General features: G+C 33.4%; 17 protein-coding genes. All 17 read left to right on the top strand.

The window, feature by feature from the left end:
- Positions 1–86: adenosylhomocysteinase (locus B0A58_RS16300; RefSeq protein ID WP_133063152.1), on the top strand; the 86-nt coding region annotated here is incomplete at its 5' end.
- A gap of 862 nt (positions 87–948) precedes the next feature.
- Positions 949–1,149, top strand: coding sequence for a cold-shock protein (locus B0A58_RS14465; protein WP_014083226.1), 201 nt, complete (start codon positions 949–951; stop codon positions 1,147–1,149).
- A gap of 217 nt (positions 1,150–1,366) precedes the next feature.
- Positions 1,367–1,732 carry an NADH-quinone oxidoreductase subunit A gene (locus B0A58_RS14460; protein ID WP_014083225.1) on the top strand — a complete coding sequence of 122 codons (366 nt, stop codon included), beginning with the start codon at positions 1,367–1,369 and terminating at the stop codon, positions 1,730–1,732.
- Positions 1,733–1,787: 55 nt separating this feature from the next.
- Positions 1,788–2,336, top strand: coding sequence for an NADH-quinone oxidoreductase subunit B (locus B0A58_RS14455; protein ID WP_014083224.1), 549 nt, complete (start codon positions 1,788–1,790; stop codon positions 2,334–2,336).
- A 5-nt stretch (positions 2,337–2,341) separates the two neighbouring features.
- Complete coding sequence (locus tag B0A58_RS14450; RefSeq protein ID WP_014083223.1) at positions 2,342–2,863, top strand: NADH-quinone oxidoreductase subunit C; 522 nt, start codon at positions 2,342–2,344, stop codon at positions 2,861–2,863.
- Between the two features lie 49 nt (positions 2,864–2,912).
- Positions 2,913–4,148 carry an NADH-quinone oxidoreductase subunit D gene (locus tag B0A58_RS14445; RefSeq protein ID WP_014083222.1) on the top strand — a complete coding sequence of 412 codons (1,236 nt, stop codon included), beginning with the start codon at positions 2,913–2,915 and terminating at the stop codon, positions 4,146–4,148.
- Positions 4,149–4,195: 47 nt separating this feature from the next.
- Positions 4,196–4,726: an NADH-quinone oxidoreductase subunit NuoE family protein gene (locus B0A58_RS14440; RefSeq protein ID WP_089081635.1), complete on the top strand. Its 531-nt coding sequence runs from the start codon at positions 4,196–4,198 to the stop codon at positions 4,724–4,726.
- A gap of 4 nt (positions 4,727–4,730) precedes the next feature.
- On the top strand, positions 4,731–5,756 hold the full coding sequence (locus tag B0A58_RS14435) for an AAA family ATPase (RefSeq protein ID WP_089081634.1): 1,026 nt from the start codon (positions 4,731–4,733) through the stop codon (positions 5,754–5,756).
- A 2-nt stretch (positions 5,757–5,758) separates the two neighbouring features.
- Positions 5,759–6,394: a hypothetical protein gene (locus B0A58_RS14430; protein WP_089081633.1), complete on the top strand. Its 636-nt coding sequence runs from the start codon at positions 5,759–5,761 to the stop codon at positions 6,392–6,394.
- Positions 6,387–7,754: an NADH-quinone oxidoreductase subunit NuoF gene (gene nuoF / locus B0A58_RS14425; protein WP_089081632.1), complete on the top strand. Its 1,368-nt coding sequence runs from the start codon at positions 6,387–6,389 to the stop codon at positions 7,752–7,754. Before B0A58_RS14430 ends, nuoF begins: the two co-directional genes overlap by 8 nt.
- A gap of 95 nt (positions 7,755–7,849) precedes the next feature.
- Positions 7,850–8,875 carry a 2Fe-2S iron-sulfur cluster-binding protein gene (locus tag B0A58_RS14420; RefSeq protein WP_014083217.1) on the top strand — a complete coding sequence of 342 codons (1,026 nt, stop codon included), beginning with the start codon at positions 7,850–7,852 and terminating at the stop codon, positions 8,873–8,875.
- A 3-nt stretch (positions 8,876–8,878) separates the two neighbouring features.
- Complete coding sequence (gene nuoH, locus B0A58_RS14415; protein ID WP_089081631.1) at positions 8,879–9,931, top strand: NADH-quinone oxidoreductase subunit NuoH; 1,053 nt, start codon at positions 8,879–8,881, stop codon at positions 9,929–9,931.
- Between the two features lie 53 nt (positions 9,932–9,984).
- The gene (locus B0A58_RS14410) at positions 9,985–10,530 is read left to right on the top strand and encodes a NuoI/complex I 23 kDa subunit family protein (RefSeq protein ID WP_089081630.1); all 546 of its coding nucleotides are present in this window, start codon (positions 9,985–9,987) and stop codon (positions 10,528–10,530) included.
- Positions 10,530–11,042: an NADH-quinone oxidoreductase subunit J family protein gene (locus tag B0A58_RS14405; RefSeq protein WP_089081629.1), complete on the top strand. Its 513-nt coding sequence runs from the start codon at positions 10,530–10,532 to the stop codon at positions 11,040–11,042. The genes B0A58_RS14410 and B0A58_RS14405 overlap by 1 nt, the downstream gene beginning before the upstream one ends.
- Positions 11,042–11,362 (top strand): NADH-quinone oxidoreductase subunit NuoK, encoded by a 321-nt coding sequence (nuoK, locus tag B0A58_RS14400; protein WP_089081628.1) that lies wholly within the window; start codon positions 11,042–11,044, stop codon positions 11,360–11,362. Before B0A58_RS14405 ends, nuoK begins: the two co-directional genes overlap by 1 nt.
- A gap of 2 nt (positions 11,363–11,364) precedes the next feature.
- Complete coding sequence (gene nuoL, locus B0A58_RS14395) at positions 11,365–13,245, top strand: NADH-quinone oxidoreductase subunit L (protein ID WP_089081627.1); 1,881 nt, start codon at positions 11,365–11,367, stop codon at positions 13,243–13,245.
- A gap of 9 nt (positions 13,246–13,254) precedes the next feature.
- Positions 13,255–14,691, top strand: a complete 1,437-nt coding sequence (locus tag B0A58_RS14390; protein WP_089081626.1) for a complex I subunit 4 family protein — start codon at positions 13,255–13,257, stop codon at positions 14,689–14,691.
- The last annotated feature ends 339 nt before the right edge of the window (positions 14,692–15,030 follow it).

Genomic DNA, 15,030 nt, shown 5'->3' with positions numbered 1-15,030 from the left:
AACTAGAAACTCTTCGTCCAGAGCAAGCAGCGTATATTGGCGTGGAGGTTCAAGGCCCTTTCAAACCAGAATATTACAGATATTAGTAGTAAGATTTTAGTACTAAATATTAAAATAAAACCCCGATTTCATAAAGAAGTCGGGGTTTTTTATACCAAATATATTTATAAAATAGCCCAAAGATGCGTAGTTATTTTTTAGAAAAAATTTTCAAAAAAAATCGTTGCATAGCTGGGCTACGGAACTATTTTTTTTGACTCATTTTAGCAAAAAAAACAAGTAGATTGGACTATTTTATATGTATATTTGGTATAACATTACGTATAAAGTGAGATTAATATTTTTTACGCCAATAGGTGAAGCGTATTTTTTATTGATAGGGGTTGGTTTTTTTAAAATAAAATGACTAGTTCATGTTTATTGGGATTGAATTATACTTTATAACAACTTGTTTAACCCCGACAATATTGCTATGAATGATACAAAAAAAATAATGCTTTTTTTGTGTTTTTTATCTCATCGTATTTTATTCTTAAATTGATTTTAAATGAATTTAGTAACTACATTTCAATAAGTAATTTTGAAAATAGAAAAAATTATATTTAATATAAAACAATATATTGCAAAAATATTATAAAGACAGAATTTTATATAACTTTATTAGACTAAAATAAGGCTATGTATGCTACTGTTTAGCTCATATTATTTGGAATGCAAATACAGTATTTTATTAAAAAAATGCTTTAAAAACACAAAAAAATGTATTTTATTTTTACAATTAAATGTTACCCGACCGTTGTCAAACACTTCATGGAATGGAGCCAATATAAACAATAAATCATAAATGTATTGAAAATCAAATATTTTCTAAAATAAATGGGCTATATTGTATTTTGTATTGCATTAAAGATTACATTTGCAACATTATAAATTATTATTACAATTACAATGCGTACAGGTACAGTAAAATTTTTCAATGAATCAAAAGGTTACGGATTCATTACAGATGCAGAAACAGGAAAAGACATTTTTGTTCACGCATCAGGTATTAACTCTGAAGAGCTTCGTGAAGGCGACAAAGTGAGTTATGTTGAAGAAGAAGGAAGAAAAGGTAAAGTTGCTGCTCAAGTAGCAGTGCTTGAAGACTAAATATAAAAAATTATAGTTTTTTTGTTACCAGAATGAAATAAAAACGTTTCGATTAATTTCGGAACGTTTTTTTTGTTTAAAAAATGCAATATTTATTTAGAATGAATAAAAATTACTGTTTTTTAAGAATAATAGCCAAATCAAATTAACATTATTAATTGTTTTTTAATAATTCAAACTTATATTTGCACTAATTTTCAAATCAATTTATACTATCATGACATCAAATCAATTAGACTATTTACCAATTTTAATGCAATTTGTTTTAGCAGTAGGTTTTGTTGTTGGAACAATCATCATTTCGGGCAAATTAGGACCTAAACGATCTTCACAAACTAAAGATAAAAACTTTGAGTGTGGAATAGAATCTGTGGGTAATGCCCGTATTCCTTTTTCGGTCAAATATTTTTTGGTTGCCATTTTGTTTGTTTTATTTGATGTAGAGGTAATATTTTTATATCCTTGGGCCATCAATTTTAAAGAATTAGGATTAGAAGGAATGCTAAAAATGATTATTTTTATGGCCTTGTTGCTAGTAGGATTTTTTTATATCATCAAAAAGAAAGCCTTGATTTGGGAATAAATCCCTTGGCTGAAAATGATTTAGTTTTTTTTAAAATTTAAAGTCGTAAAAACAAATGAGCGATTCAAAAATAAATATGGTAGCACCTCCAGAAGGTGTTGTAGGCGAAGGATTTTTTGCTACCAAGTTAAATGACGTAGTAGGCTTGGCTCGTGCCAACTCTTTATGGCCTTTGCCTTTTGCAACCTCTTGTTGCGGTATCGAGTTTATGGCCACAATGGCCTCGCATTATGATTTGGCCCGTTTTGGATCTGAAAGGGTGAGTTTTTCGCCACGTCAGGCAGATATGCTGATGGTTATGGGTACCATTTCTAAAAAAATGGCTCCCATATTACGCCAAGTTTACGAACAAATGTCCGAACCTCGTTGGGTTATTGCCGTTGGGGCTTGTGCCTCTTCTGGCGGTATTTTTGATACATACTCGGTGCTACAAGGCATAGATAAAGTCATTCCAGTAGATGTATATGTTCCAGGTTGTCCGCCAAGACCAGAGCAAATTGTAGAAGGTGTCATGAAATTGCAAGAAATTGTAAAAAATGAATCCGTTAGACGCAGAAGTTCGCCAGAGTACCAAGAATTATTGGCTTCTTATAATATCAAATAACAAAGATGGCATTAGATACTGTAACTATTCAAGAAAAATTAACTGCTGCTTTTGATACAAAAGTGTATGATTTCAAACAAGAAAAAGATATTTTTTCTTTCGAGATGTCAAACGATGTCAATACAGCTGTAATATTATTTCTAAAAAATGACGAGACCTTGCGTTTTCATTTTTTAACTGATTTGTGTGGCATACATTACCCAGACAACGAAACCAACCGTCAATTTGCGGTTGTGTATCATTTACATAACTGGTACGAAAATACTCGTATAAAAATAAAAGTATATTTGAATGGCGAAAATCCGCAAATCAAAACGATTTCAAAAATTTTCTTGTCATCCAACTGGATGGAAAGAGAAACGTATGATTTTTTTGGCATACAATTTATAGGACATCCACAATTGAAAAGAATTTTGAATATGGATGAAATGATATCGTTTCCAATGCGAAAAGAATTCCCAATGGAAGACAGCGGACGAACCGATAAAGACGATAGATTTTTTGGACGAACAACAATAAATGGTTAATTGATTATGCAATCAATTATCCTTTTTTTTAATTTTTATAAAAATTAAAATGTCAGAACTATTATTACCACCAGAGCATCGATATGCTAAAATTATAAAAGAACGATTAAACGAAGATGGAAGCGAACTTTCTATTCTCAATCTGGGGCCAACACATCCCGCCACACATGGTATTTTTCAAAATATTTTGTTGATGGACGGTGAACGTATTTTGGAGGCCGAACCAACAATTGGTTACATCCATAGAGCTTTTGAAAAAATAGCCGAAAACCGTCCGTTTTATCAAATTACCCCTCTTACCGATAGGATGAATTATTGTTCCTCTCCAATCAACAATTTGGGGTGGTGGATGACACTCGAAAAATTATTAGATATCGAAGTACCCAAACGAGCCCAATATTTGAGGGTTATTGTTATGGAATTGGCACGAATTGCCGATCATTTGATTTGCAATTCTATTCTTGGGGTCGATACTGGTGCCTATACAGGTTTTTTGTATGTTTTTCAATTTAGAGAAAAAATATATGAAATTTATGAAGAGATTTGTGGCGCCCGATTAACAACCAACATGGGAAGAATTGGCGGATTTGAAAGAGATTGGTCAGAGGCTGCTTTTCAAAAATTGGAAGTATTCCTAAAAGATTTTCCAATTGCTTGGAAAGAATTTGAAAACTTGTTTGAAAGAAATAGAATTTTTATAGATAGAACGGTAAATGTTGGTGCCATTTCTGCCGAAAAAGCCATGGCTTACGGTTTTACAGGACCCAATTTACGTGCTGCAGGTGTAGATTACGATGTTCGTGTAGCTCAACCTTATTCGTCTTATGAAGATTTTGAATTTAGCGTGCCTGTTGGAAAATCTGGCGATACTTACGATCGTTTTTGTGTTCGTAATGCCGAAGTTTGGGAAAGCATTAGCATTATCAAACAAGCCTTGGCAAAATTGCCAGAAGGCCCTTATCATGCCAATGTGCCCGACTATTATTTGCCTCCAAAGGAAGACGTTTATAATACGATGGAGGGTTTGATTTACCATTTCAAAATAGTGATGGGAGAAGTGCCAGTACCAGTTGCCGAAATTTACCATCCTGTAGAAGGTGGCAATGGCGAAATTGGTTTTTATTTAGTAACAGACGGTAGTAGAACACCTTATAGATTGCATTTTAGACGGCCTTGTTTTATATATTACCAAGCATATCCCGAAATGATTAAAGGGGCAATGCTGTCTGATGCCATTGTGATACTATCTAGTTTGAACGTCATTGCGGGCGAATTAGACGCATAACACATCGGTTTGAGACACTACAAATTTTTAATTTTGCATTAAAAAAAATGGAAAGAACACATTACAAACAAGAAATAAATATAACCGATGCGCTGATGAATCGCATCAACGAATTGTTGAGCCACTATCCCGAAGACAAATCAAAATCGGCTTTGATACCCGTTTTGCACGAAGTTCAAGATGCACACGACAATTGGTTGAGCTTTGAATTGCAAGACAAAGTGGCCGAGATACTTAAAATACAACCTGTAGAAGTATATGAAGTAGTTACTTTTTATACCATGTTCAACACCAAACCTGTTGGGAAATATATGTTTGAATTTTGTCAAACTTCGCCATGTTGTCAGCGTGGAGTGGAAGATTTGATGGACTATACTTGCGAAAAATTAGGAGTCAAATTAGGCGAAACTACCGCAGATGGCTATTTTAGCGTTGTGGGCGTAGAGTGTTTGGGAGCTTGTGGCTATGCACCCATGATGCAATTGGGCGATTATTATAAAGAACATTTAACAAAAGAAAAAATAGATCAATTAATTACCGATTGTAAAGAAGGAAAAATCACTTTACACGATAAATAAAAAAATGGAAAACAATCATTTGACATACTTCAAAGTTGAAAACTTCAAGAAATTTGATGCTCTTGAGGTAAACGATATTGGACAATTCAATTTGATTGTTGGCGATAATAATGTTGGGAAAACGTGTTTGTTGGAGGCGTTGTTGGTAGATGAAGATGGGCAACAATTGTTAGATAATTTTTGGTTGTCTTTAAAAAAAAGAGGTTTAGTATTTCAAATTGAGGAAGTTACCAAAAAAGTGGGTAATGTTTCTACAACTGAAACTATTTATCCAAAAGAAAATTATTTTAAAAATTATGTGTTAGGGAGTAATTCTGACGATTTATCTTTTCAATGTAACAATAATTTTATCCTTGTTTCAGTTGTTGATAGTAATTTTGGTAACAATGATTTTGAAAACGATTTCATACGTATAAATGACTTATTATTAAATATTTATAAAAATAATGATGCTATTTTAAATTTTCCATTAATCTCTTTCAACGACACACCATTAGAAATAGAATCGAGAAGTATTTATGAAAATTTAAAAACCAAAAGAGAAAAACAAATCTTGATTGATATTTTAAAAGTTGTAAATACAAAAATTGTAGATGTTGAATTAAGGGAAAAATATGAAGATTTAAAATCAGTTTTTCTAATCAGTTTTGATGATAAAGACGAATTTGTCCCATTGAATTTTCTTGGAGATGGATTTAAAAGAATATTTTATATAGCATTAAAAGCTTTGTCTTTAAAAGGAAAAAGAATTTTAATAGACGAAATTGAAATAGGTATCCATTATTCTAAAATGAAAGATTTTTGGGTAAATATTTTTAATGTTTGCAAAGAGCTTGATATTCAGTTATTTGCAACAACACATTCGCAAGAGTGTATTGAAGCGTATGTGGAGGCGTTGAAAATTGTAAACATAAAAAATGAAGCAAGATTAATTTCTCTTCAAGAATATAAAAATAAGATATATGCTTCTACTTATGATTATAGTAATATGGAAGCAGGAATACTATCAAATTCAAGTTTAAGAGATTAAAAATGAAGGATATAAATCTTAATTTGATATTTGTTGAAGGTGCAATAGATAAAATTTTTATAGATGCCATTTTGTTACGATTTTTTGAAATTAGTGATCAAAAAGTAGTAATGGCTATCAATGGAAAAGACAATTTATCAAAACAAGTAGAATTAAAAAATGTTGTAAGAAAAAATAATAATGCTAAAAACTTATTAATTTTTGATACAGATTTTGAAAAAAATGGAGGCGGAAGGAAAAAACGTTTAGAAGAATATAATAAAATTGCATTGGATTTGGGTGTAAATTTGCTACCCTATCTTTTGCCTTTTAATGATGAAACAGAAGGAGAAATTGAAGATTTAATTAAAACATGTTTTAATAAAAAATTTGATTTTTTTGATGGATGTTGGAACAATATGTTACAATGTTTTGAAAATCATGAAACCGAAAACAAGTTAAATATACCAGCCAAAGAAGGTTTTTTGTTTTCAAAAATTGATTTGTTCAAAAATTTTAGACAAAATAAAAATTGGAATTATAATAGATTAACCAAATATGATTTTTCTGACGATGGGATTTGGAATTTTGATATTAAGGACAGCCCAAAATTAGAAAAGTTAGTGAATTTTATTAAAGAAAACTTATTTGATGAGTAAGAAAATATTATTAGACAAAATTAATGTTCCGGGTATCAAAACCTACGAAGTATATCGCCAAAATGGGGGTTATGCTTCTGTGGAAAAAGCCTTAAAAACATTAACTCCAGACGAAGTAGTTGAAGAAGTAAAAACTTCGGGGCTACGTGGTCGTGGTGGTGCAGGTTTTCCTGCTGGTATGAAATGGAGTTTTATTGATAAAAAATCAGGAAAACCAAGACATTTAGTATGTAATGCTGACGAGTCTGAACCAGGAACTTTCAAAGACCGTTTTTTGATGGAACATATTCCTCACTTATTAATAGAAGGAATGATCACCTCAAGTTATGCCTTGGGAGCCAATCGTTCGTATATTTATATTCGAGGTGAGTATATGTGGGTTTTCAAAATATTAGAACGAGCCATTGCCGAAGCAAAAGCTGCAGGATGGTTAGGTAAAAATATTTTAGGAACAGGCTTTGATTTAGAACTTCATGTGCATTGTGGGGCTGGAGCTTATATTTGTGGAGAAGAAACAGCTTTAATCGAATCGTTAGAAGGCAAACGAGGCAATCCTCGTATTAAACCACCTTTTCCAGCAATTTCTGGGCTTTGGTCTAACCCAACCGTGGTAAACAATGTAGAAACTATTGCTACAGTGCCTTGGATTATAAACAATTCGGGGGCAGATTATGCTACAATTGGAATTGGTCGTTCTACTGGAACCAAGTTGATTTCGGCTTCTGGACACATTAAAAATCCAGGCGTATATGAAATAGAATTGGGGCTTTCGGTAGATGAATTTATGAATTCCGACGAGTATCTTGGCGGAATGTATTCTGACAGACCATTAAAAGCTTTTGTGCCAGGAGGCAGTTCGGTACCTATTTTGCCAGCTCATTTAATTTTCAAAACAGCAGCAGGCGAAGACCGATTGATGACCTACGAGAGTTTGTCCGATGGCGGGTTTGCAACAGGATCCATGTTGGGTTCTGGCGGGTTTATTGTATATGACGACACCGCTTGCGTGGTTAGAAACACTTGGAATTTCTCACGATTTTACCATCACGAATCTTGCGGACAATGTTCGCCTTGCCGAGAAGGTACAGGCTGGCTAGAAAAAGTATTGCACCGAATAGAAAACGGACACGGCCGAGAAGAAGATATTGATTTGCTTTTGAGTATTCAAAGCAAAATAGAAGGAAACACTATTTGTCCACTAGGCGATGCGGCTTCGTGGCCAGTAGCGGCAGCTATCAGACATTTTAGAGACGAATTTGAATACCATATTCGTTTTCCTGAAAAGGTAAAAAACAGAGATCATTTTGTTAATGAGCCATTTGAAAAAGTGAAACATTTAGTAGCAAAACAAACAGTATAAGCCCCTTACCCCAAAGGGGGAATTGGTGTGCTTTTAAAATTATTAATAATTAAATTTTCCCATAAATTCCCCTTTGGGGGTTAGGAGGCTGAATTATGAAAGTAACAATAGACGGACAGTCGATAGACGTAGAACCAGGGACAACCATCTTGCAAGCTGCAAGAATGATTGGTGGCGATGTGGTGCCACCTGCAATGTGCTATTATTCAAAACTCAAAGGCAGTGGTGGCAAGTGCCGTTGCTGTCTGGTAGAGGTTTCTAAAGGTAGTGAAGCCGATCCAAGACCAATGCCAAAGTTAGTTGCCTCTTGCGTTACAGGCGTTATGGATGGCATGGAAGTAAACAGTAAATCGTCGGCTAGAGTGCAGGAAGCCCGAAAATCGGTTTCGGAATTTTTGCTCATCAACCATCCTTTGGATTGTCCTGTTTGCGACCAAGCGGGAGAGTGCGATTTGCAAAACTTGAGTTTCAATCACGGAAAATCAGAAACCCGTTTTATTGAAGAAAAAAGAACTTTTGAACCAGAAGATATTGGACCATTTATTCAATTGCACAAAAACAGATGTATCTTGTGCTACCGTTGTGTGATGGTGGCAGATCAACTTACCGATGGTAGGGTTCATGGTGTGATGGATAGAGGCGATCATGCCCAAATTTCGACATGTATTTCTAGTGCCATAGACAACGAATTTTCTGGAAATATGATTGATGTATGTCCTGTTGGTGCTTTGACAGATAAAACCTTTAGGTTCAAATCAAGAGTTTGGTTTAACAAACCGTTCAATGCCCATCGTGATTGCGACAAATGCTGTGGCAAAACTACTGTTTGGATGTTTGGCAACGAAATTCAAAGAGTAACAGGTCGAAAAGATGTTTATCATGAAGTAGAAGAATTTATCTGTAATACTTGTAGATTTGAGAAAAAAGAAGTAAGTGATTGGACAATTGAAGGACCAAGACGATTTGAAAAAAATTCTGTTATCAATCAAAACAATTATACACGCCCGTTAGAAAAAGTTACGATTGATACAGAAAAAAATATACTTTTAGGAAGAGATGTCGATCGTAAAAAAATCAGTATGTCGGCCATTCCATCAAATGACAATAAAAGCAATTTATAAACCATGGATAGTACAATTATTATAGAAAAAAGCATTATTATAGTAGCTGTTTTTGCCATTACTATGCTTGCCGCCATGTATTCTACTTGGGCCGAGCGTAAGGTGGCAGCGTGGCTTCAGGACAGAGTGGGCCCTAATAGAGCTGGTAAGTGGGGATTATTACAACCTTTGGCAGACGGACTAAAATTGTTTTCAAAAGAAGAGTTTTTTCCAGATACTCCAAACAGGTTTTTGTTTATCGTTGGACCAGCCATTGCCATGAGTACAGCCCTAATGACAAGTGCTGTAATTCCGTGGGGCGACAAATTACATTTGTTTGGCAGAGACATTATATTGCAAGCAACTGATATTGATGTAGCCTTGCTTTATATTTTTGGTGTAGTGTCTGTGGGTGTATATGGCATCATGATTGGTGGTTGGGCATCTAATAATAAATTTTCGTTGATGGGTGCTGTTCGTGCCGCATCTCAAATGGTATCGTATGAAGTTGCCATGGGATTGTCGATGATTGCCTTACTGATGATGACAGGGACGTTAAGTTTGAGAGAAATTTCTGCTCAACAATCAGGGTGGCATTGGAATGTAATTTACCAGCCTGTCTCTTTTTTAATCTTTTTGATTTGTGCTTTTGCCGAAACCAATCGTACACCATTTGATTTGGCAGAATGTGAAAGCGAGTTAATTGGTGGGTACCATACGGAATATTCCTCGATGAAAATGGGATTTTATCTTTTTGCAGAATATGCTAATATGTTTATTTCATCAACTATTATTGCAGTATTATTTTTTGGTGGATATAACTATCCAGGAATGGCATTGGCCGTCGAAAAATTAGGTGTAAATCTTGCAAATGCTTTAGGTATCCTTGTGTTATTTATAAAAATTGCAGCTTTTATCTTTTTCTATATGTGGGTTCGATGGACTATTCCAAGATTTAGATATGATCAATTGATGAATTTGGGTTGGAAAATACTTATTCCACTTTCAATTGTTAATATTGTTATCACAGGGATTTTTATTTTGAGAAATGACATTATGGCCTATTTAGGATTTTAAATAAATTAAATAACAAACAATTACTTTTAAACAGTAAATCAATATATAAGAAAATGAGTATAGAAACTATATCATTATCGGGCAGAAAAAAGCAAGTTTCCAATAAGGAAATGACTTTTGTAGAGCGGCTGTATTTAGTAGCAATTGTCAAAGGATTGATGATTACCTTAAAACACTTGTTCAAACGCAAAGTTACCATTCATTATCCAGAGCAAGTTCGAGAAATGAGTCCTGTATATAGAGGCAGACACATGCTCAAGCGAGATGAACAAGGTAGAGAAAATTGCACGGCTTGTGGTTTGTGTGCATTATCTTGTCCTGCAGAAGCCATTACCATGAAAGCAGCCGAACGTAAACCAGATGAAAAGCATTTGTACAGAGAAGAAAAATATGCTGAAATATATGAAATTAATATGTTGAGATGTATTTTTTGTGGATTGTGCGAAGAGGCTTGCCCAAAAGATGCCATCTATTTGACATTATCAAAAGAATTAGTGCCTGCTAATTACCATCGTGAAGATTTTATTTTTGGAAAAGATCAATTGGTAATGCCGCTCGAAATGGCAATTCAAAATACTAATCTTAAAAACGCTAACTAATGTCTATTGTTCTTATCATATTCTGTATATTAGCTGCTATTACATTATCGACAGCTTTTTTGTCGGTTTTTAGCAAAAACCCTATACATAGTGCCATATATTTGGTAATTTGTTTTTTTTCAGTAGCAGGACATTATCTTTTGCTCAATGCTCAATTTCTAGCAATTGTACATATTATAGTTTATTCGGGGGCTATAATGATATTGTTTTTGTTTACTATCATGTTAATGAATTTGAATAAGGAAGACGAAGTGCATAAACCACGTGTAACACGACTTGGTGCCGTGATTTTCTTTGGACTTACTTGTTTAATTTTGATTGCTATTTTTATTCATTCAAAATCTTCTATTGGTTATGATGACCCTTCAGAGCTTGATTATCAATCAATTAAAGTGCTGGGAAAAGTTTTGTTAAATGAATATATGGTTCCATTTGAATATGCTTCAATTTTATTATTGGTTGCCATGATTGGAACAGTTTTATTGTCTAAAAAAGAAAAATTAGAAAAATAATGGATAATGTTATTAGTCAAGTTGGTTTAGAAAATTACATTTTCTTGTGTGCCATACTTTTTTGCATTGGTATTTTTGGGGTGTTATACAGACGAAATGCCATTATTGTATTTATGTCTATCGAAATTATGCTCAATGCAGTCAATTTATTGTTTGTAGCATTTTCAACTTTCCATCAAGATGCACAGGGACAAATTTTTGTGTTTTTCTCTATGGCTGTTGCCGCTGCCGAAGTAGCAGTAGGATTGGCCATTTTAGTTTCTATTTTTAGAAATTTAGGTTCTATAGATGTATCAAATTTAAAAAACTTAAAAGGATAATTATGAATATCAATTTAGCATTAGTCTTATTATTAGCTCCTTTTGTTGGGTTTTTAATTAATATTTTCTTTGGAAAAAAAACAGGAAAATCAATAGCTAGTTCAATTGGAACCGCAACGGTGTTGTTGTCTTTTGTAATTAGTTGTTATTTTTTTGGAAATATATTGACTACAAAACAAGCTTCGGTCATACCACTTTTTGATTGGATTCAAATCAGTAAATTTAATATTAACTTTGGATTTTTATTAGACCAATTGTCTATTTTATGGTTGCTTTTTGTAACTGGAATTGGCACATTGATACATTTATATTCCATTAGTTATATGCACGACGATGAAAATAGCTACAAATTTTTCGCTTATTTAAATTTGTTTGTTTTCTTTATGATTACACTCGTACTTGGTAGTAATTTATTAGTCATGTTTATAGGTTGGGAAGGTGTAGGATTGTGTTCTTATTTATTAATAGGTTTTTGGCATCAAAATCAAGACTATAACGATGCTGCCAAAAAAGCATTTATCATGAACAGAATTGGCGATTTAGGATTGTTGATAGGTATTTTTATTTTAGGTTATACTTTTAATACTTTGGATTTTGTAGCTTTGAAAAGTGCCATCATGGGGGGTAAAAATCTGAATATCAGTTTATTATCTGTTGCTTCATTATGTTTATTTATTGGGGCAACTGGAAAATCTGCTCAATTACCCCTTTATACTTGGTTGCCAGACGCAATGGCAGGCCCAACGCCAGTTTCGGCTTTAATTCATGCTGCCACCATGGTTACAGCAGGTATTTTTATGGTAACAAGAATGAACTTTTTGTTTGAAATAACACCTGATGTTCAAAATGTAATGGCAATTGTAGGAGCGATTACCGCCTTGGTTGCTGCCTCCATAGGATTGTTGCAAAATGATATTAAAAAAGTTTTAGCATATTCTACTGTTTCTCAATTGGGGCTTATGTTTGTAGCATTAGGACTTGGAGCTTATAATGTAGCTGTTTTCCATGTTATCACACACGCTTTTTTCAAAGCTTGTTTGTTTTTAGGTTCAGGTTCAGTCATTCATGCCCTTCATGGCGAGCAAGATATGCGAAAAATGGGTGGCTTAAGAAAAGCCATGCCTATCACTTTTATTACAATGATGATTGCAACTTTAGCCATTGCTGGAATTTTTCCATTTGCAGGTTTTTGGTCCAAAGACGAAATATTAATGATAGCCTTTGAACACAATAAAGTATTATATATTATTGGCTCTGTAGCTTCAATAATGACCGCATTTTATATGTTCAGATTGATGTATCTTACTTTCTTTCAAGAATTTAGAGGTACTGAGGAACAAAAACACCATTTACACGAAAGTCCCAGTTTGATAACCATACCGTTGGTTGTATTAGCAGGATTAGCAACAGTGGGTGGAGCCATCAATTTGCCAGGGAGCAATTGGTTGAATCATTTTATGGAACCCATATTAGCAGTACAACTTCATGAACATGCTCTTGGAAATCAAGAATATATTTTGATGGGAGTGGCATTATTAGGAGCAATAGTGGGTATTGGTTGGGCCTATTCAAAATATATCAAACAACAGTTTGTTCCATTAGAAGACAATCAAATGCAAGGATTTGCAAAAACGGTTTACAATAAATATTATGTAGATGAGTTATACAATGCTGTTTTTGTAAAAACAATCAATGTACTTTCTACATTTTTTAGAGACCATATAGAAACAGCCTTGGCAGCTTTTGTTTTTGGATTTGGAAAAGTAATACAACAAGTAGGTACTCAAGGAAGAAAATTACACAACGGTAGTATTGGATTTTATTTGTTTGCATTTGTACTAGGTTTCTGCATTATTGTTTCATATTTATTTTTAGCTCAATAATTTATTATCATGAATAGCACAATTATATTAATTATACTTTTAGTAGGTGCATTGGCAACTTTTTTTGCTGGAAATAAGCTGGCTTCCAAAATAGCTTTGTTTTTTGGAGTTACTTCATTTGTAGCCACATTGATGTTGCTAGACCAATTTGTTGCGGGTCAAAATATTGATTTTATACAACAATGGATTGCTCAGCCCAATATTTCGTTTGCCTTAAAAGCAGATGGTTTGTCATTAGCAATGGTTTTACTAACAACAGCATTAACTCCAATCATTATATTATCAGGTTTTGGAAATCAATTTGAAAATGCCAAGTCTCTTTATAGTTTGATCTTGTTTATGGCTTTTGCAATGGTAGGTACATTTTTAGCACAAGACGGACTTTTGTATTATGTATTTTGGGAGTTATCTTTGATACCAATCTATTTTATAGCCTTACTTTGGGGCAATGGCGACGCTGAAGAGCGAAAAAAAGCAGTAGTAAAATTCTTTATTTTTACTTTAGCTGGTTCGTTATTTATGTTAATAGCATTTGTATATTTATATCAAAAAGCTGGTAGTTTAATGCTAGACGATTTGTACAAACTCAATATTTCAGGACAGGAACAAGCTTGGATTTTTGTTGCCTTTTTCTTGGCTTATGCCATTAAAATACCAATTATTCCATTTCATACTTGGCAGGCCAATGTGTATCAAAAAGCACCAACAGTGGGAACAATGTTACTCTCTGGAATCATGCTCAAAATGGGATTGTACAGTGTCATTCGCTGGCAATTGCCCATAGTGCCTTATGCAGCAAAGTTTCATGTAACATTGATGCTAATTTTAGGAATTATAGGAACAATTTATGGTTCAATAGTAGCGCTTAGACAAAAAGATTTAAAAAAATTACTTGCCTATTCTTCTTTGGCACACGTTGGCTTGATAGCGGCAGGTGCTTATTCTTTAACTTTAGATGGTTTGAAAGGCGCTGTCCTTCAAATGATTGCTCATGGTTTTGTTGTAGTTGGATTGTTTTTTGTTGCCGAAATTATTTACAGACGATACAATACCAGACTTATTTCAGACATGGGAGGCGTTAGAGTACATGCACCAAAGTTCACTTCTCTATTCTTGATTTTAGTTTTGGCCTCAGTAGCACTTCCTTCAACTTTTAACTTTGTTGGCGAATTTACTGTTTTGTATGCTCTTTTTCAAGTCAATATTGGCTATGCTATTTTTGGTGGTTTAACCATTATTTTAGGTGCCTATTATATGTTGAAAATGTTTCAGAATGTAATGTTAGGTCCTACAAATGCTCATGTATTTCAAGAAGTATGTTGGTTAGAAACATTTGTATTGGTTATCATTGTAGCTGTATTATTCTTTTTTGGGCTGTATTCAAAACCTATTACAGATTTGATAACTCCAAGTTTAGAAAATATATTAAATGCCATCAACAGATAATATTATTAAATCGTAATAAAAAAAACCGTTAGTCTATTATAAGGCAAACGGTTTTTTTTGTAATAATACATTATAAAGTTGTTATTTGAGTATAAATTAATTACACATTTTTTCAATACACAACCTTAGGACAGAATCAGTTGAATCTAGTGTACAGGCTATGCAAACCTTTCTTTTGAATTTAAAAAAAACAACTTGATTTGTCTGTTTGCAATCACTCGGGTCGCATCTTTGGACTATTTCATTCAAGTATTTGGTATAAATTTAGCATTAGCCTTATTTATTTATGTAAAAAATAGGTGTAATGAACAAAAACAATGCTTTAACCCAACTTGCCGA

This window comes from Flavobacterium branchiophilum NBRC 15030 = ATCC 35035 (assembly GCF_002217205.1).
In the GTDB taxonomy this organism is placed as follows: Bacteria; Bacteroidota; Bacteroidia; order Flavobacteriales; family Flavobacteriaceae; genus Flavobacterium; species Flavobacterium branchiophilum.
Note: the sequence above shows the minus strand (reverse complement) of the source record. Positions and strands in the feature narration are given on the sequence as shown.

Coding starts and splice junctions, on each gene's coding strand:
- B0A58_RS14430 (WP_089081633.1), top strand. CDS start 5,759: ATGAAGGATATAAATCTTAATTTGATATTTGTTGAAGGTGCAATAGAT.
- B0A58_RS14390 (WP_089081626.1), top strand. CDS start 13,255: ATGAATAGCACAATTATATTAATTATACTTTTAGTAGGTGCATTGGCA.
- B0A58_RS14450 (WP_014083223.1), top strand. CDS start 2,342: ATGGCATTAGATACTGTAACTATTCAAGAAAAATTAACTGCTGCTTTT.
- B0A58_RS14435 (WP_089081634.1), top strand. CDS start 4,731: ATGGAAAACAATCATTTGACATACTTCAAAGTTGAAAACTTCAAGAAA.
- nuoF (WP_089081632.1), top strand. CDS start 6,387: ATGAGTAAGAAAATATTATTAGACAAAATTAATGTTCCGGGTATCAAA.
- B0A58_RS14420 (WP_014083217.1), top strand. CDS start 7,850: ATGAAAGTAACAATAGACGGACAGTCGATAGACGTAGAACCAGGGACA.
- B0A58_RS14410 (WP_089081630.1), top strand. CDS start 9,985: ATGAGTATAGAAACTATATCATTATCGGGCAGAAAAAAGCAAGTTTCC.
- B0A58_RS14445 (WP_014083222.1), top strand. CDS start 2,913: ATGTCAGAACTATTATTACCACCAGAGCATCGATATGCTAAAATTATA.
- B0A58_RS14405 (WP_089081629.1), top strand. CDS start 10,530: ATGTCTATTGTTCTTATCATATTCTGTATATTAGCTGCTATTACATTA.
- B0A58_RS14465 (WP_014083226.1), top strand. CDS start 949: ATGCGTACAGGTACAGTAAAATTTTTCAATGAATCAAAAGGTTACGGA.
- nuoL (WP_089081627.1), top strand. CDS start 11,365: ATGAATATCAATTTAGCATTAGTCTTATTATTAGCTCCTTTTGTTGGG.
- B0A58_RS14440 (WP_089081635.1), top strand. CDS start 4,196: ATGGAAAGAACACATTACAAACAAGAAATAAATATAACCGATGCGCTG.
- B0A58_RS14455 (WP_014083224.1), top strand. CDS start 1,788: ATGAGCGATTCAAAAATAAATATGGTAGCACCTCCAGAAGGTGTTGTA.
- B0A58_RS14460 (WP_014083225.1), top strand. CDS start 1,367: ATGACATCAAATCAATTAGACTATTTACCAATTTTAATGCAATTTGTT.
- nuoH (WP_089081631.1), top strand. CDS start 8,879: ATGGATAGTACAATTATTATAGAAAAAAGCATTATTATAGTAGCTGTT.
- nuoK (WP_089081628.1), top strand. CDS start 11,042: ATGGATAATGTTATTAGTCAAGTTGGTTTAGAAAATTACATTTTCTTG.